The organism is Acidaminococcus massiliensis (assembly GCF_900095825.1).
Taxonomy (GTDB): Bacteria; Bacillota; Negativicutes; order Acidaminococcales; family Acidaminococcaceae; genus Acidaminococcus; species Acidaminococcus massiliensis.
The window spans coordinates 916,904-930,450 of record NZ_LT608315.1; the positions used below are offsets into that span (position 1 = coordinate 916,904).

Annotated in this window: 11 protein-coding genes; 10 read left to right on the forward strand and 1 reads right to left on the reverse strand. The window is 54.0% G+C overall.

Features of this window, described 5'->3' with window-relative positions; all coding sequences use genetic code 11:
• The first annotated feature begins 27 nt into the window (after window positions 1-27).
• From gctA to BQ2657_RS04615, 7 genes are all read left to right on the forward strand, one after another.
• Window positions 28-990 (forward strand): glutaconate CoA-transferase subunit A, encoded by a 963-nt coding sequence (gene gctA / locus BQ2657_RS04585; protein ID WP_075579574.1) that lies wholly within the window; start codon window positions 28-30, stop codon window positions 988-990.
• 2 nt (window positions 991-992) lie between these two features.
• Complete coding sequence (gctB, locus tag BQ2657_RS04590; protein WP_075579575.1) at window positions 993-1,793, forward strand: glutaconate CoA-transferase subunit B; 801 nt, start codon at window positions 993-995, stop codon at window positions 1,791-1,793.
• 23 nt (window positions 1,794-1,816) lie between these two features.
• The gene (gene gcdA / locus BQ2657_RS04595) at window positions 1,817-3,580 is read left to right on the forward strand and encodes a sodium ion-translocating glutaconyl-CoA decarboxylase subunit alpha (protein ID WP_075579576.1); all 1,764 of its coding nucleotides are present in this window, start codon (window positions 1,817-1,819) and stop codon (window positions 3,578-3,580) included.
• 22 nt (window positions 3,581-3,602) lie between these two features.
• Entirely contained in the window at window positions 3,603-4,385 is a 783-nt protein-coding gene (gene hgdC / locus BQ2657_RS04600; protein ID WP_075579577.1) for a (R)-2-hydroxyglutaryl-CoA dehydratase activase HgdC, read from the forward strand.
• Window positions 4,386-4,418: 33 nt separating this feature from the next.
• Window positions 4,419-5,852, forward strand: a complete 1,434-nt coding sequence (gene hgdA / locus BQ2657_RS04605; protein ID WP_075579578.1) for a (R)-2-hydroxyglutaryl-CoA dehydratase subunit alpha — start codon at window positions 4,419-4,421, stop codon at window positions 5,850-5,852.
• Between the two features lie 2 nt (window positions 5,853-5,854).
• Window positions 5,855-6,994: a (R)-2-hydroxyglutaryl-CoA dehydratase subunit beta gene (gene hgdB / locus BQ2657_RS04610; protein WP_075579579.1), complete on the forward strand. Its 1,140-nt coding sequence runs from the start codon at window positions 5,855-5,857 to the stop codon at window positions 6,992-6,994.
• Window positions 6,995-7,073: 79 nt separating this feature from the next.
• The gene (locus BQ2657_RS04615) at window positions 7,074-8,408 is read left to right on the forward strand and encodes an acetyl-CoA hydrolase/transferase family protein (protein WP_075579580.1); all 1,335 of its coding nucleotides are present in this window, start codon (window positions 7,074-7,076) and stop codon (window positions 8,406-8,408) included.
• Window positions 8,409-8,432: 24 nt separating this feature from the next.
• On the opposite strand, the gene BQ2657_RS04620 is transcribed toward BQ2657_RS04615, so the two are convergent.
• Window positions 8,433-9,359: a LysR family transcriptional regulator gene (locus BQ2657_RS04620; RefSeq protein WP_075579581.1), complete on the reverse strand. Its 927-nt coding sequence runs from the start codon at window positions 9,357-9,359 to the stop codon at window positions 8,433-8,435.
• A gap of 192 nt (window positions 9,360-9,551) precedes the next feature.
• On the opposite strand from BQ2657_RS04620, the gene BQ2657_RS04625 reads away from it, so the two are divergent.
• The 3 genes from BQ2657_RS04625 to BQ2657_RS04635 all read left to right on the forward strand — a co-directional run bounded on the left by BQ2657_RS04625 (window position 9,552) and on the right by BQ2657_RS04635 (window position 13,417).
• Window positions 9,552-10,730 carry a glutamate carboxypeptidase gene (locus tag BQ2657_RS04625; RefSeq protein WP_075579582.1) on the forward strand — a complete coding sequence of 393 codons (1,179 nt, stop codon included), beginning with the start codon at window positions 9,552-9,554 and terminating at the stop codon, window positions 10,728-10,730.
• A gap of 4 nt (window positions 10,731-10,734) precedes the next feature.
• Window positions 10,735-12,156: a YfcC family protein gene (locus BQ2657_RS04630; RefSeq protein WP_075579583.1), complete on the forward strand. Its 1,422-nt coding sequence runs from the start codon at window positions 10,735-10,737 to the stop codon at window positions 12,154-12,156.
• 70 nt (window positions 12,157-12,226) lie between these two features.
• A complete protein-coding gene (locus tag BQ2657_RS04635; RefSeq protein ID WP_075579584.1) occupies window positions 12,227-13,417 on the forward strand; it encodes a M20 family metallopeptidase in 1,191 nt (396 codons plus the stop codon).
• Window positions 13,418-13,547 lie beyond the last annotated feature (130 nt).

The following is a 13,547-nucleotide window of genomic DNA, read 5'->3' on the forward strand; positions in this document are numbered from 1 at the left end:
AGTGTGGATCTTAAGGAGGTTTTTGCTTTGAGTAAAGTAATGACGTTAAAAGACGCAGTCGCCAAATATGTGCATAGTGGTGATCACATTGCTCTGGGTGGTTTTACGACTGACCGTAAACCTTATGCTGCTGTGTTTGAAATCCTGAGACAGGGTATCACTGATTTGACGGGCCTGGGCGGCGCTGCCGGCGGCGACTGGGATATGCTGATCGGCAACGGCCGTGTCAAAGCATACATCAACTGCTATACCGCCAACTCCGGTGTTACCAACGTATCCAGACGGTTCAGAAAATGGTTCGAAGCTGGCAAGCTCACCATGGAAGATTATTCCCAGGACGTCATCTACATGATGTGGCATGCTGCTGCACTGGGCCTGCCTTTCCTGCCTGTAACCCTGATGCAAGGCTCCGGCCTGACCGATGAATGGGGCATCAGCAAGGAAGTCCGCAAGACCCTGGATAAAGTACCTGATGACAAGTTCAAATATATCGACAACCCCTTCAAACCGGGTGAAAAAGTAGTGGCTGTACCTGTTCCGCAGATCGATGTAGCCATCATCCATGCACAGCAGGCTTCTCCGGATGGCACCGTTCGCATCTGGGGCGGCAAATTCCAGGATGTGGATATTGCTGAAGCCGCCAAATATACCATCGTCACCTGCGAAGAAATCATCAGTGATGAAGAAATCAGAAGAGATCCCACGAAGAACGACATCCCCGGCATGTGCGTAGATGCTGTTGTCCTGGCTCCTTACGGTGCTCATCCTTCTCAGTGCTATGGCCTGTACGACTATGATAACCCGTTCCTGAAAGTCTATGACAAGGTCTCCAAGACCCAGGAAGACTTCGATGCCTTCTGCAAAGAATGGGTGTTCGACCTGAAGGATCATGACGAATACCTGAACAAACTGGGTGCCACTCGTCTGATCAATCTGAAGGTTGTTCCTGGTCTGGGCTATCATATCGACATGACGAAGGAGGACAAATAACAATGGCTGACTACACGAATTATACCAATAAAGAAATGCAGGCTGTGACCATTGCCAAGCAGATCAAAAATGGTCAAGTTGTAACGGTAGGTACCGGTCTTCCCCTGATCGGTGCCAGCGTAGCCAAGAGAGTCTATGCTCCTGACTGCCACATCATCGTGGAAAGCGGTCTGATGGACTGCTCTCCTATCCAGGTACCCCGTTCCGTAGGTGACCTGCGGTTCATGGCTCACTGCGGCTGCATCTGGCCGAATGTCCGGTTCGTAGGTTTTGAAATCAACGAATACCTGCACAAAGCCAACCGCCTGATTGCTTTCATCGGCGGCGCCCAGATCGACCCGTACGGCAACGTGAACTCCACCTCCATCGGTGACTACCATCATCCGAAAACCCGTTTCACCGGGTCCGGCGGTGCCAACGGTATTGCCACCTATTCCAACACCATCATCATGATGCAGCATGAAAAACGCAGATTCATGAACAAAATCGACTACGTGACCAGCCCGGGCTGGATCGACGGCCCTGGCGGACGTGAAAGACTGGGTCTGCCCGGCGATGTTGGACCTCAGCTGGTAGTAACCGACAAAGGGATCCTGAAATTCGACGAAAAGACCAAACGGATGTATCTGGCTGCCTACTATCCCACTTCTTCTCCGGAAGATGTGCTGGAAAACACCGGGTTCGACCTGGATGTATCCAAGGCTGTGGAACTGGAAGCTCCGGATCCTGAAGTCATCAAACTGATCCGTGAAGAAATCGATCCGGGCCAAGCCTTCATCCAGGTCCCGACGGAAGCAAAATAAGACATTCGGGAGGAATAATTTAAATGGGTTTCTACTCTATGCCTAGATATTTCCAGCATATGCCTCAGGTAGGCAAACCCCTGAAAAAGGTGGACGCTGCCAATGAGGAACAGCTGAAAAAGATTGAAGAAGAGATCCATCAGCTGATCAAGGCTGCCCAGGAAGCTGGGAAAGCCGATGCTGATGTGAACAAAAGAGGCGAATTGACGGCTCTCCAGAGAATCGAAAAATTGGTGGAACCGGGCTCCTGGAGACCGCTGAACACCCTGTTCAATCCTCAGGGCAACAAGAACGGTTCTGTGGCCATCGTCAAGGGCTTGGGCCGTGTCAATGGCAAATGGTGCCTGGTGGTGGCTTCCGATAACAAGAAGCTGGCCGGTGCCTGGGTGCCTGGCCAGGCCGAATGCCTGCTGCGGGCTTCCGACACTGCCAAGACGCTGCACATCCCTCTGGTGTATGTGCTGAACTGCTCCGGCGTTAAGTTCGACGAACAGGAAAAGGTATATCCCAACCGCCGCGGCGGCGGTACGCCTTTCTTCCGGAACGCTGAACTGAACCAGCTGGGCATCCCTGTCATCGTCGGGATCTACGGCACCAACCCTGCCGGCGGCGGTTACCATTCCATCAGCCCTACGGTCATCATTGCCCATGAAAAAGCCAATATGGCTGTGGGCGGTGCCGGCATCATGGGCGGCATGAACCCCAAAGGCCATGTGGACATGGAATATGCCAATGAAATCGCCGACATGGTGGACCGTACCGGCAAGACCGAACCTCCGGGAGCTGTCGATATCCATTACACCGAAACCGGTTTCATCCGTGAAGTCTATGCTTCCGAAGAAGGCGTCCTGGAAGGCATCAAGAAGTATGTGGGCATGCTGCCGAAATATGATCCTGAATTCTTCCGTGTGGATGATCCAAAGGCACCGGCTTTCCCGGCTGACGACCTGTACAGCATGGTGCCCCTGAACGACAAACGTGCGTATGACATCTACAATGTGATCGGCCGTCTGTTCGATAACAGTGAGCTCCGTGAATATAAGAAGGGCTATGGCCCTGAAATGGTCACTGGCCTGGCCAAAGTCAACGGCCTCCTGGTGGGCGTCGTAGCCAACGTACAGGGTCTTCTGATGAACTACCCTGAATACAAGGCTGCAGGCTCCGTGGGGATCGGCGGCAAACTGTACCGCCAGGGCTTGGTGAAGATGAACGAATTCGTCACCCTCTGCGCCAGAGACCGTCTGCCCATCGTCTGGATCCAGGATACCACCGGGATCGATGTGGGCAACGATGCGGAAAAGGCTGAACTGCTGGGTCTGGGCCAGTCCCTGATCTACTCCATCCAGACTTCCCACATCCCTCAATTCGAAATCACCCTGAGAAAAGGTACGGCTGCTGCCCATTACGTACTGGGCGGACCTCAGGGCAATGACACCAATGCCTTCTCCATCGGTACGGCTGCTACGGAAATCGCCGTGATGAACGGTGAAACCGCTGCTACGGCCATGTACTCTCGGAGACTGGCCAAAGACCGGAAAGCCGGCAAGGATCTGCAGCCGACCATCGATAAGATGAACAATCTGATCCAGGCTTTCTATACCAAATCTCGTCCGAAAGTCTGCGCCGAACTGGGTCTGGTGGACGAAGTCGTCGACATGAACAAGATCCGCGGCTATGTTGAAGCTTTTGCGGAAGCTGCTTATCAGAATCCGGAAAGCATCTGCCCGTTCCATCAAATGATGCTGCCTCGTGCCATCAGAGAGTTCGAGACTTTCGTAAAGAAATAATCCTTACGGAGGAACTGTTTTAATGAGTATCTATACCTTGGGAATCGATGTTGGATCGACTGCATCCAAGTGCATTATCCTGAAAGATGGAAAAGACATCGTGGCAAAATCCTTGGTAGACGTGGGGACCGGAACTTCCGGTCCTGCACGTTCTATTGCGGAAGTCCTGGAAAATGCCCATATGAAAAAAGAAGACATGGCTTATACCCTGGCTACCGGCTACGGCCGCAATTCTCTGGAAGGCATTGCCGACAAGCAGATGAGCGAATTGAGCTGCCATGCCATGGGTGCCAGCTTCATCTGGCCCAACGTCCATACGGTCATCGATATCGGCGGCCAGGATGTCAAGGTCATCCATGTGGAAAACGGGACCATGACCAATTTCCAGATGAACGATAAATGCGCTGCCGGTACCGGCCGTTTCCTGGACGTCATGGCCAATATCCTGGAAGTCAAGGTCTCCGACCTGGCAGATCTGGGAGCCAAATCCACCAAACGGGTAGCCATCAGCTCCACCTGTACCGTATTTGCGGAAAGTGAAGTCATCAGTCAGCTGTCCAAAGGGACCGATAAGATCGACATCATTGCCGGGATCCATCGTTCGGTCGCCAGCCGTGTCATTGGCCTTGCCAACCGGGTGGGGGTTGTGAAGGACGTTGTCATGACGGGCGGTGTGGCCCAGAACTATGGCGTGAGAGAGGCTCTGGAAGAAGGCTTGGGTGTGGAAATCAAGACTTCTCCTCTGGCTCAGTACAACGGTGCCCTGGGTGCCGCTCTGTACGCTTACAAAAAAGCGGTAAAATAAGGTTGTAATCATTGTAAAGAAGGAAGGATCATTATGCCAAAGACAGTAAGCCCTGGCGTTCAGGCATTGAGAGATGTAGTTGAAAAGGTTTACAGAGAACTGCGGGAAGCAAAAGAAAGAGGAGAAAAAGTAGGCTGGTCTTCTTCCAAATTCCCTTGCGAACTGGCTGAATCTTTCGGTCTGCATGTAGGGTATCCGGAAAACCAGGCTGCCGGTATCGCAGCCAACCGTGACGGCGAAGTGATGTGCCAAGCTGCTGAAGACATTGGCTATGATAACGATATCTGTGGGTATGCCCGTATCTCCCTGGCTTATGCAGCCGGCTTCCGGGGTGCCAACAAGATGGATAAAGACGGCAACTACATCATCAACCCCAACAGCGGGAAACAGATGAAGGATGCCAACGGCAAGAAGATGTTCGATGAAAACGGGAAACCGGTCATCGATCCGAAGACCCTGAAACCCTATGCTACCACGGATAATATCTTTGAAATCGAAGCTCTGCCGGAAGGGGAAGAAAAGACCCGCCGCCAGAACGCTCTGCATAAATACCGTCAGATGACCATGCCCATGCCGGACTTCGTGCTGTGCTGCAACAACATCTGCAACTGCATGACCAAATGGTATGAAGACATCGCCCGTCGGCATAACATTCCCCTGATCATGATCGACGTTCCCTACAACGAATTCGACCATGTGAACGAAGCCAACGTAAAATATATCCGGTCCCAGCTGGATACGGCCATCCGTCAAATGGAAGAAATTTCCGGCAAGAAGTTCGATGAAGACAAATTCGAACAGTGCTGCCAGAACGCCAACCGTACCGCAAAAGCATGGCTGAAAGTCTGCGACTTCCTGCAGTACAAACCGGCTCCTTTCAATGGGTTCGACCTGTTCAACCATATGGCTGACGTGGTTACCGCCCGTGGCCGTGTAGAAGCTGCTGAGGCTTTCGAACTGCTGGCCAAGGAACTGGAACAGCATGTGAAGGAAGGCACTTCCACCGCTCCCTTCAAAGAACAGCATCGTATCATGTTCGAAGGGATTCCTTGCTGGCCGAAACTGCCGAACCTGTTCAAACCGCTGAAAGCCAACGGCCTGAACATCACCGGCGTTGTGTATGCTCCTGCTTTCGGGTTCGTCTACAACAACTTGGACGAACTGGTCAAAGCCTATTGCAAGGCACCGAACTCTGTCAGCATCGAACAGGGCGTTGCCTGGCGTGAAGGCTTGATCCGCGACAACAAAGTGGATGGAGTCCTGGTCCATTACAACCGGTCCTGCAAACCTTGGAGCGGCTACATGCCTGAAATGCAGCGTCGTTTCACCAAAGACATGGGTATCCCCACTGCTGGATTCGACGGTGACCAGGCTGACCCGAGAAACTTCAACGCGGCTCAATATGAGACCCGTGTTCAAGGCTTGGTCGAAGCCATGGAAGCAAATGATGAAAAGAAGGGGAAATAACAATGGCTATCAGTGCACTTATTGAAGAGTTCAAACAAGTATCTGCCAGCCCAAAGACCATGCTGGCCAAATATAAAGCCCAGGGCAAAAAAGCCATCGGCTGCCTGCCTTACTATGTTCCGGAAGAACTGGTCTATGCAGCAGGCATGGTTCCCATGGGCGTATGGGGCTGCAACGGCAAACAGGAAGTCCGTTCCAAAGAATACTGTGCTTCCTTCTACTGCACCGTTGCCCAGCTGTCCCTGGAAATGCTCCTGGACGGCACCCTGGACGGTCTGGACGGGATCATCACTCCGGTACTGTGCGATACCCTGCGTCCCATGAGCCAGAACTTCAAAGTTGCCATGAAAGACAAGATGCCTGTTATTTTCCTGGCTCATCCCCAAGTCCGTCAGAACGCTGCCGGCAAGCAGTTCACCTATGATGCCTACAGTGAAGTAAAAGGCCATCTGGAAGAAATCTGCGGCCATGAAATCACCAATGATGCCATCCTGGATGCCATCAAAGTGTACAACAAGAGCCGTGCTGCCCGCCGTGAATTCTGCAAACTGGCCAATGCACATCCTGACCTGATTTCCGCTTCCACCCGTGCTGCCATCCTGCGTGCTGCTTACTTCATGCTGAAGGATGAATACACGGCCAAACTGGAAGAACTGAACAAAGAACTGGCTGCTGCTCCTGCTGGCAAGTTCGATGGCCACAAAGTGGTGGTTTCCGGTATCATCTACAACATGCCCGGCATCCTGAAAGCCATGGATGACAACAAACTGGCTGTTGCCGCCGATGACTGCGCTTATGAAAGCCGCAGCTTTGCCGTAGATGCTCCGGAAGATCTGGATAACGGCCTGCAGGCCCTGGCTGTACAGTTCTCCAAACAGAAGAACGATGTTCTGCTGTATGACCCTGACTTCGCTAAGAACGCCAGAGCAGAACATGTCTGCGACCTGGTCAAGGAAAGCGGTGCAGAAGGCCTGATCGTCTTCATGATGCAATTCTGCGATCCGGAAGAAATGGAATATCCTGACCTGAAGAAGGCCCTGGATGCCCATCACATCCCTCATGTAAAGATCGGTGTGGACCAAATGACCCGCGACTTCGGGCAAGCCCAGACCGCTCTGGAAGCTTTCGCAGAAAGCCTGTAAGAGAATTGCCAAAGAGGCTGTTGCTTAGGCAGCAGCCTCTTTTTTGGTATAATGGAAAAAACGAAGGAGATATATCCCTATGAGTCTTTCTGAGGAATACAACCAAAAAAAGAAAAACAGTGCGGGAGAAGTCCTGCAAGCCATCCAGGATGGGGATTATGTCCTGTCGGCCCAGGCTATGGCGGAGCCGGTGAGCCTGCTGGAGCAGATGCCTTTACTGAGAAAGTGGGGCAGGAAGGGCATCACTTATAACTCCTGTATGCCCATGGCGGATCTGCCCTGGTACCATGATCCGGCCATGGGGGAGACACTGGAACATGTTTCCTGGTTCTTCAGCGCGCCCACTCGGAAAGCCCATGCCGAAGGGCTGTGCAGCTTTTTGCCTGCCGGGTCCACCAGCCTGGTCCGGAAGACCCTCCAACGGGCGGCGGCCCTGCATCGGCGTCCAGTATTGCTGGCTTCTGCTTCTCCCATGGATTCCCACGGTTATTTTTCCCTTTCCCTCAGTGCGCTCTTCGAACGGGATATCATCGATCGGGGAGCTCTGGTGCTGCTGGAAGTGAGCCCCCATTTTCCCCGGACCTGGGGAGATACCCTGCTGCCCATTTCCCAGGTGGCTGCCTTTGTGGAAACGGACCGGAGAGCACCGGTTTCTCCCCTGCCCGGCATGGATGACCTGGATCGGAAAATCGCGGCCCACGTAGCAGAATTGATCCCGGACGGATCCACCCTCCAGCTGGGGGTGGGACATATCCCCAGCGCTGTGGCGGAAGCCTTGAAGGATCGGAACCATCTGGGCATCCATACCGGCCTGTTCAGCGACAGCCTGATGGATCTGGTCCGGTGCGGAGCCGTGGATAACAGCCGGAAAGGATTCCTGGAAGGGGTTTCCCTCTGTGCCTTTGCCAACGGGTCTCAGGAACTCTATGATTTCCTGGATGATAACCCAGGGGTGGTGTTCCGTCGGGGTACCTTTGCCAACGAACCGAAGATCATCGCCCGGAATCGGAACATGGTATCCTTGAATACGGGGCTGGAAATCGATCTCACCGGCCAGTGTGCCGCTGAAACCATGGGCTTTACCCAGTTTTCTGCAACCGGGGCCCAGACAGAAACGGTCCAGGGGGCTCAGCTTTCCCCAGGTGGGAAATCCATCCTGGCCCTCCATTCGGTCTATTCCATCCGGAATGCCCAGGGGGAAAAGGTCCTGAAATCCAAAGTCGTTCCCTATTTCCGGCCCGGGACCATCGTTTCCACCTCTCGGAATGAAATCGACTATGTGGTGACGGAATACGGGGTCGCCTGGCTGCGGGGTACTTCCATTAAAGAACGTGTCAAAGAACTGATTGCTATAGCCCATCCTGCTTTTCGGGAGAAACTTCGGGCAGAAGCCCGGCGCTGTGGAATCGGATAAAAATACAGACCCGGCTGAGCAAAATCAGCACAGGGTCTGTATTTCTTTTTTCAGCAGGCGGATACAGTCACGGATCACCGGGAGCCGGGAATGGCCCCGGGGGACGCAGATGGTCAGCCAGGGACAGGTCTTTAGGTCTCCTGTGATGAAATAACGGATGGGTTTCTGGACATGGAGGGCCTTGAGATAGGATTCCATGGTGAAGGCGACTCCCAGGCCTTCCGAAGCCAGGCGGACGGAAAGATCGATGCTGTCGGTTTCCTTGATCCGCCCCGGCTGGAAGCCTCGGATCTCCCATAATTTGTTTTCCTGCCAGCGGATCTGCTGGTGGGGATACTGGATATAGAAGTTGTCACCGTTCAGCTCCCGGATGTCCAGATAGGGGAAGGGAAGATCCGGAAGCAGCCTGGCTTTCTGACAGGCTGGATGATCGGGGGGGAGGGCTGCCAGCAGATGCTCTTTTTTCAGCTGGATATTGTCCAGGAGGGGATTGGGTTCTTCCTGGACGCAGAGGATCAGATCCAGGTTGTTTTTCAGCAGGGCCTTTTCCAGGGCCGCATAGTGGCAGTGGAGTGTCGCCAGGTTGATTTCCGGGTGGAGCTGGTGGAACTCGGTGATCAGGGTGGGCATCAGCAGGGCATACAGGATGAGATACGTACCGATCCGCAGTTCCTGTTTGGAAGGCTGGCAGAGCTGGCCCAGCTTCTGATACATTTCCTGATCCAATTCCAGGATCCGGCGGGCATAGGCGATGACGATCTTTCCGGCTTCCGTAGGGACTACTTCCCGGGCCGTACGGACAAAGAGCACGGTGCCCAGAGAAGTTTCCAGATTTTTGATGGCGATGCTGAGGGTGGGCTGGGTAACGAACAGTTTTTGGGCAGCCGTATGGTAATTGCCCGTATCCGCCAGTGCGCAGAGATAGCGCAGCTGTTTAAAATTCAAGCTCATGATTCCACCCCCTGATCCATTTTCCCAGTTTGTACCTATTATAACATTTGCTTCCTTGAAATCCTTTGGAAACTTTCCTTGATTGAAAAAATTTATCAGAACATGAAAGAATACAATTGGAATGAATGATCGGTATATTTTACAATAATCCCAAGAGAGCGGGTATGACCCGGCTTTGAATGGGGGAGTATCATGAAAAACGAAAAATTATATCAGGCTTGTGAAAAAGCGCTTCCCGCGTACATCGCCAATTGGGAGAAACTGGTCAATGTGGACTGTGGATCCCGGAATGGAAAGAGCATCAATCAGGTGGCGGACCTTTTGTGGAAGGAATTGGAACCGCTGCAGCCTTTTTCCCTGGAAAAGATCCCCATGGAGGATCCCCAGGAAGGCTGCCATCTGCTGGCCGTTTTCAAGGGAAAAGGCAAGGGGAAAGTGATGGCCAGTGCCCATCTGGATACCGTGTTCCCGGAAGGGACCGTGGCGGAACGGCCTTTCCGGATCGAAGGGGACTGGGCCAAAGGGCCGGGGGTAGCTGACTGCAAAAGCGGCGTCAACATGATGCTGTTCGCTATGAAGCAGCTGCGGGATCTCCATTTTGAGGATTTTGAACAGATCACCCTGCTGTTCAACGGGGATGAAGAAATCGCTTCTCCCAGCAGCCGGAAGCTGATCGCCCGGCTGGCTCCCCAGCATGACTGCTACCTCTGCTGCGAATCCGGACAGGAAGGGGACGGTCTGGTCCGTTCCCGGAAAGGGTCTAATTTGCTGAAATTGGAAGTCAAGGGCATTGCCTCCCATTCCGGCAATGCTCCGGAAAAAGGCGCCAGTGCCCTGATGGAAATCCTGTACCAGATCCAGCAGATGAAGAAGCTGGAAGCACCGGATCGGGGGACGACTTTGAATTTTACCCTGCTCCAGGCTGGGGAACGGGAAAATATCATACCGGCCCATGCTTCTGCGGCAGCAGACCTTCGGGTGACGGACAGCCGGGAGATCCAACGGGTCCGGAAGGCTGCAGAAGCTTTGGCTGCGCAGCCCTCTATTCCAGGAACGGAAGTAAAAGTGGTCCTGCAGGAAGGCAATCCGCCCTTTTCCCCCAATCCGGGGACGGACCGGCTGATCCAATTGGCCCAGGAAATCTATGGAGAATTGGGCCGGAAACTGGTGGTCCGGTCCGTAGGCGGTGCTTCTGATGCCAACTGGGCTGCCGCTGCAGGTGCCGTAGCCGTGGACTGCTTCGGAGCCGTCAAGGGGGGCAAGAACCATACGCCCCAGGAATGCGCTTCGGTCAGCAGCGTGATTCCTCGGATGTATCTGCTGACCCGGATGTTCATGGAAGCTGGCCGTTGGACTGAAAGGAAGGACTGATCGCATGGAACAGAAGAAAACGGCGCTGCAGCCGGTCAAAAAGATGGAATTCCCCCATACCTTCATCATCATCTTCATCATGATCCTGGTGGGGGTGCTGCTGACCTGGGTGGTCCCTGCCGGGACCTATGATTTCGTCAAGAATGCGGCAGGCAGGAAGGTGGTCAATCCTTCCACTTTCCGCTATATCCAGAATTCCGGGGTGAATCCGCTGCTGGTGCCCCTTTACATCATCAAATCCTTCAGCAAGCGGATCGACCTGATGATGGTGATCTTCATGGCCGGGGCGGCCTTCCACGTGGTGACCAAAACCGGCGCTCTCCAGGCTATCCTGGCCAAAGGAGCCCGGAAATTCTCCAACCGGCTGGAAATCTTCATCCCGGTGCTGACCCTGATCTTCGGCCTGATCTGTACTACCCAAGGCGTGAATACCTTCATTCCCTTTGCACCAGTGATGGTGATGCTGGCCATGGCCATGGGGCTGGATTCCTTGACTGGGGAAGCCATCATGGTCCTGGGCGGGGCCATCGGCTTTTCCACCGGGACTTTCAACATGTTCACCACGGTGGTGGCCCAGAGCATTGCAGAGCTGCCCACTTATTCCGGACTGTGGTACCGGGCGGTGTGTTTTGTGGTGTTCTATATCGTGACCAATATCTATCTGATCCGGTACGCCAAAAAAGTGCAGAAAAATCCGGAAAGCAGTCCCATGTATGATCTGGACCAGTTGATGAAAGACAATTCCGCTGGTATGGACCTAGAAAAAGCCAGCCACCTGACTGGGCGGATGCTCATCCCCCTGGTGCTCCTGATCATTTCCTTTGCAGCCATCATCTATGGTGCCATTGCCCTGAAATGGGGCATGAGCCATATGGCAGCCATTTTCCTGACCTATGCGGTGATTGCAGACTTGGTGATCGGGACCAGCCCCAACGGGGTCTGCAAGGACATCCTGGAAGGCAGCAAGAAGATGCTGGGGGCTACCTTTATCATCGGCATGGCGACGGCCATCAGCAGTGTCATGAATGACGGCCACATCACCTATACCATTGTGCACAGCATGGCGGAAATCCTTAGCGGACTGCCGCCGGTGGTGATTGCTCCTGGTATGGTCCTGGCCAACACCATCATCAATGTGTTCCTGACTTCCGGCAGCGGGCAGGCTGTGGCCGTCATGCCCATCCTGATCCCTCTGGCGGACGTGCTGGGGGTCACCCGGCAGACCACCGTCCTGGCCTTTAACTTCGGGGATGGTTTCTGTAACTATATCCTGCCTACATCCACGGCTCTCATGGGGACCTTGAGCGTCACCAATATCCCCTATGACCGGTGGATGCGCTTTATGTGGAAATTGTTCGTCATCTGGCAGATCACCGGCTGTGTGATGGCTTTCATCGCCCAACTGATCCATCTGGGACCCATGTGACGGTGAGAGTGCAGCATGAAGAGTGCAGAGTAAAGAGTAAAGAGTGTAGAGAATCAGAGGAGGATGAAATATGCTGGAACAGCAAATTGCTCAGGCCAATGCCTGTGTGGATGAACAGGCTCCCGAACTGACGAAGATGGCGGATACCATTTTCGACCATCCGGAAATCGGCCCCCATGAAGTCTTTGCCAGCAAACTGCTGACGGACTATCTGGAGTCCCACGGCTTTGCCGTGACCCGTGGGGTGGGGGGCCTTGAAACGGCCTTCCGGGCTGTATGGAAAAACGGGGAAGGGGGACCCAATATGGGGCTCCTGTGTGAATATGATGCCCTGCCGGGCATGGGCCATGGATGCGGCCATCAAATGCAGGGACCGGGGATCCTGGGGGCTGCCGTGGCCATCCAGAAAGCCGCCGGAACCCGGCCTTTTACCCTGACGGTCTACGGGACTCCCGGCGAAGAGAACATCAGCGGCAAATACATCATGATCCAGAATGGCTGTACTTTCGAAGAACTGGATGTAGCCCTGATGATGCACGGGGGACCGGCTACCCAGACGGATATCAAATGCCTGGCCAATGCCGAATATGACCTGATCTATCACGGCAAGGCCGCCCATGCCGCCCTGAAGCCGGAAGCCGGCCGGAGCAGCCTGGATGCCATGTGCCTGGCTTTCCATGGGATGGAGTGCCTGCGGGAACATGTGACCGATGATGTACGGCTCCATTACAACATCACCGATGGAGGAGGAACGGCGGCCAATGTGGTGCCCAGCCTGACCAAAGCCCAGGTGATGGTCCGTGCCAATACGGTGAAAGCGGTGAAAGAGCTGATGGTCCGTCTGGAGAAAATCTTCCAGGGCGCGGCCATGATGACGGAGACCACGGTGGAAGCCAAGGTAGGGAAGATCCTGGATAACAAGATCCCCAATCTCCAGCTGAACGATGTGCTGATGAAATATGCCCGGGAGCTCCAGGCCCCTAACTGCCAGCCGCCCCGGCAGCGCACCGGGTCCACGGACTTTGCCAATGTGATGCACCGGGTACCTGGTTCCTGCATCCGGGTGGCCTTCGTACCGGATGGGACCAGCTCCCATTCCCCCGAATTCATTGCTGCCGGGAAAAGCCAGGAGGCCCATCGGGCTGTGGTATTCGGCGCCAAGATCCTGGCGGATACGGTCCTGGAACTGATCGATGATCCGGCAGAATTGGCTTCCATCCAGAAGGAATTCCGGGATCGTCTGGCGGCGGAAGAAAAGTAACTGTGCGAGTGTTACCTGGTTTCACTGTAAACTGAAAATCTGTAACAGATGGTGGAAAAGCTGATTCCGCCATCTGTTTTTTTGGGAGAAGAAAAAATGAGAGAAAACAGAACGGCATTTTTCAACGGAA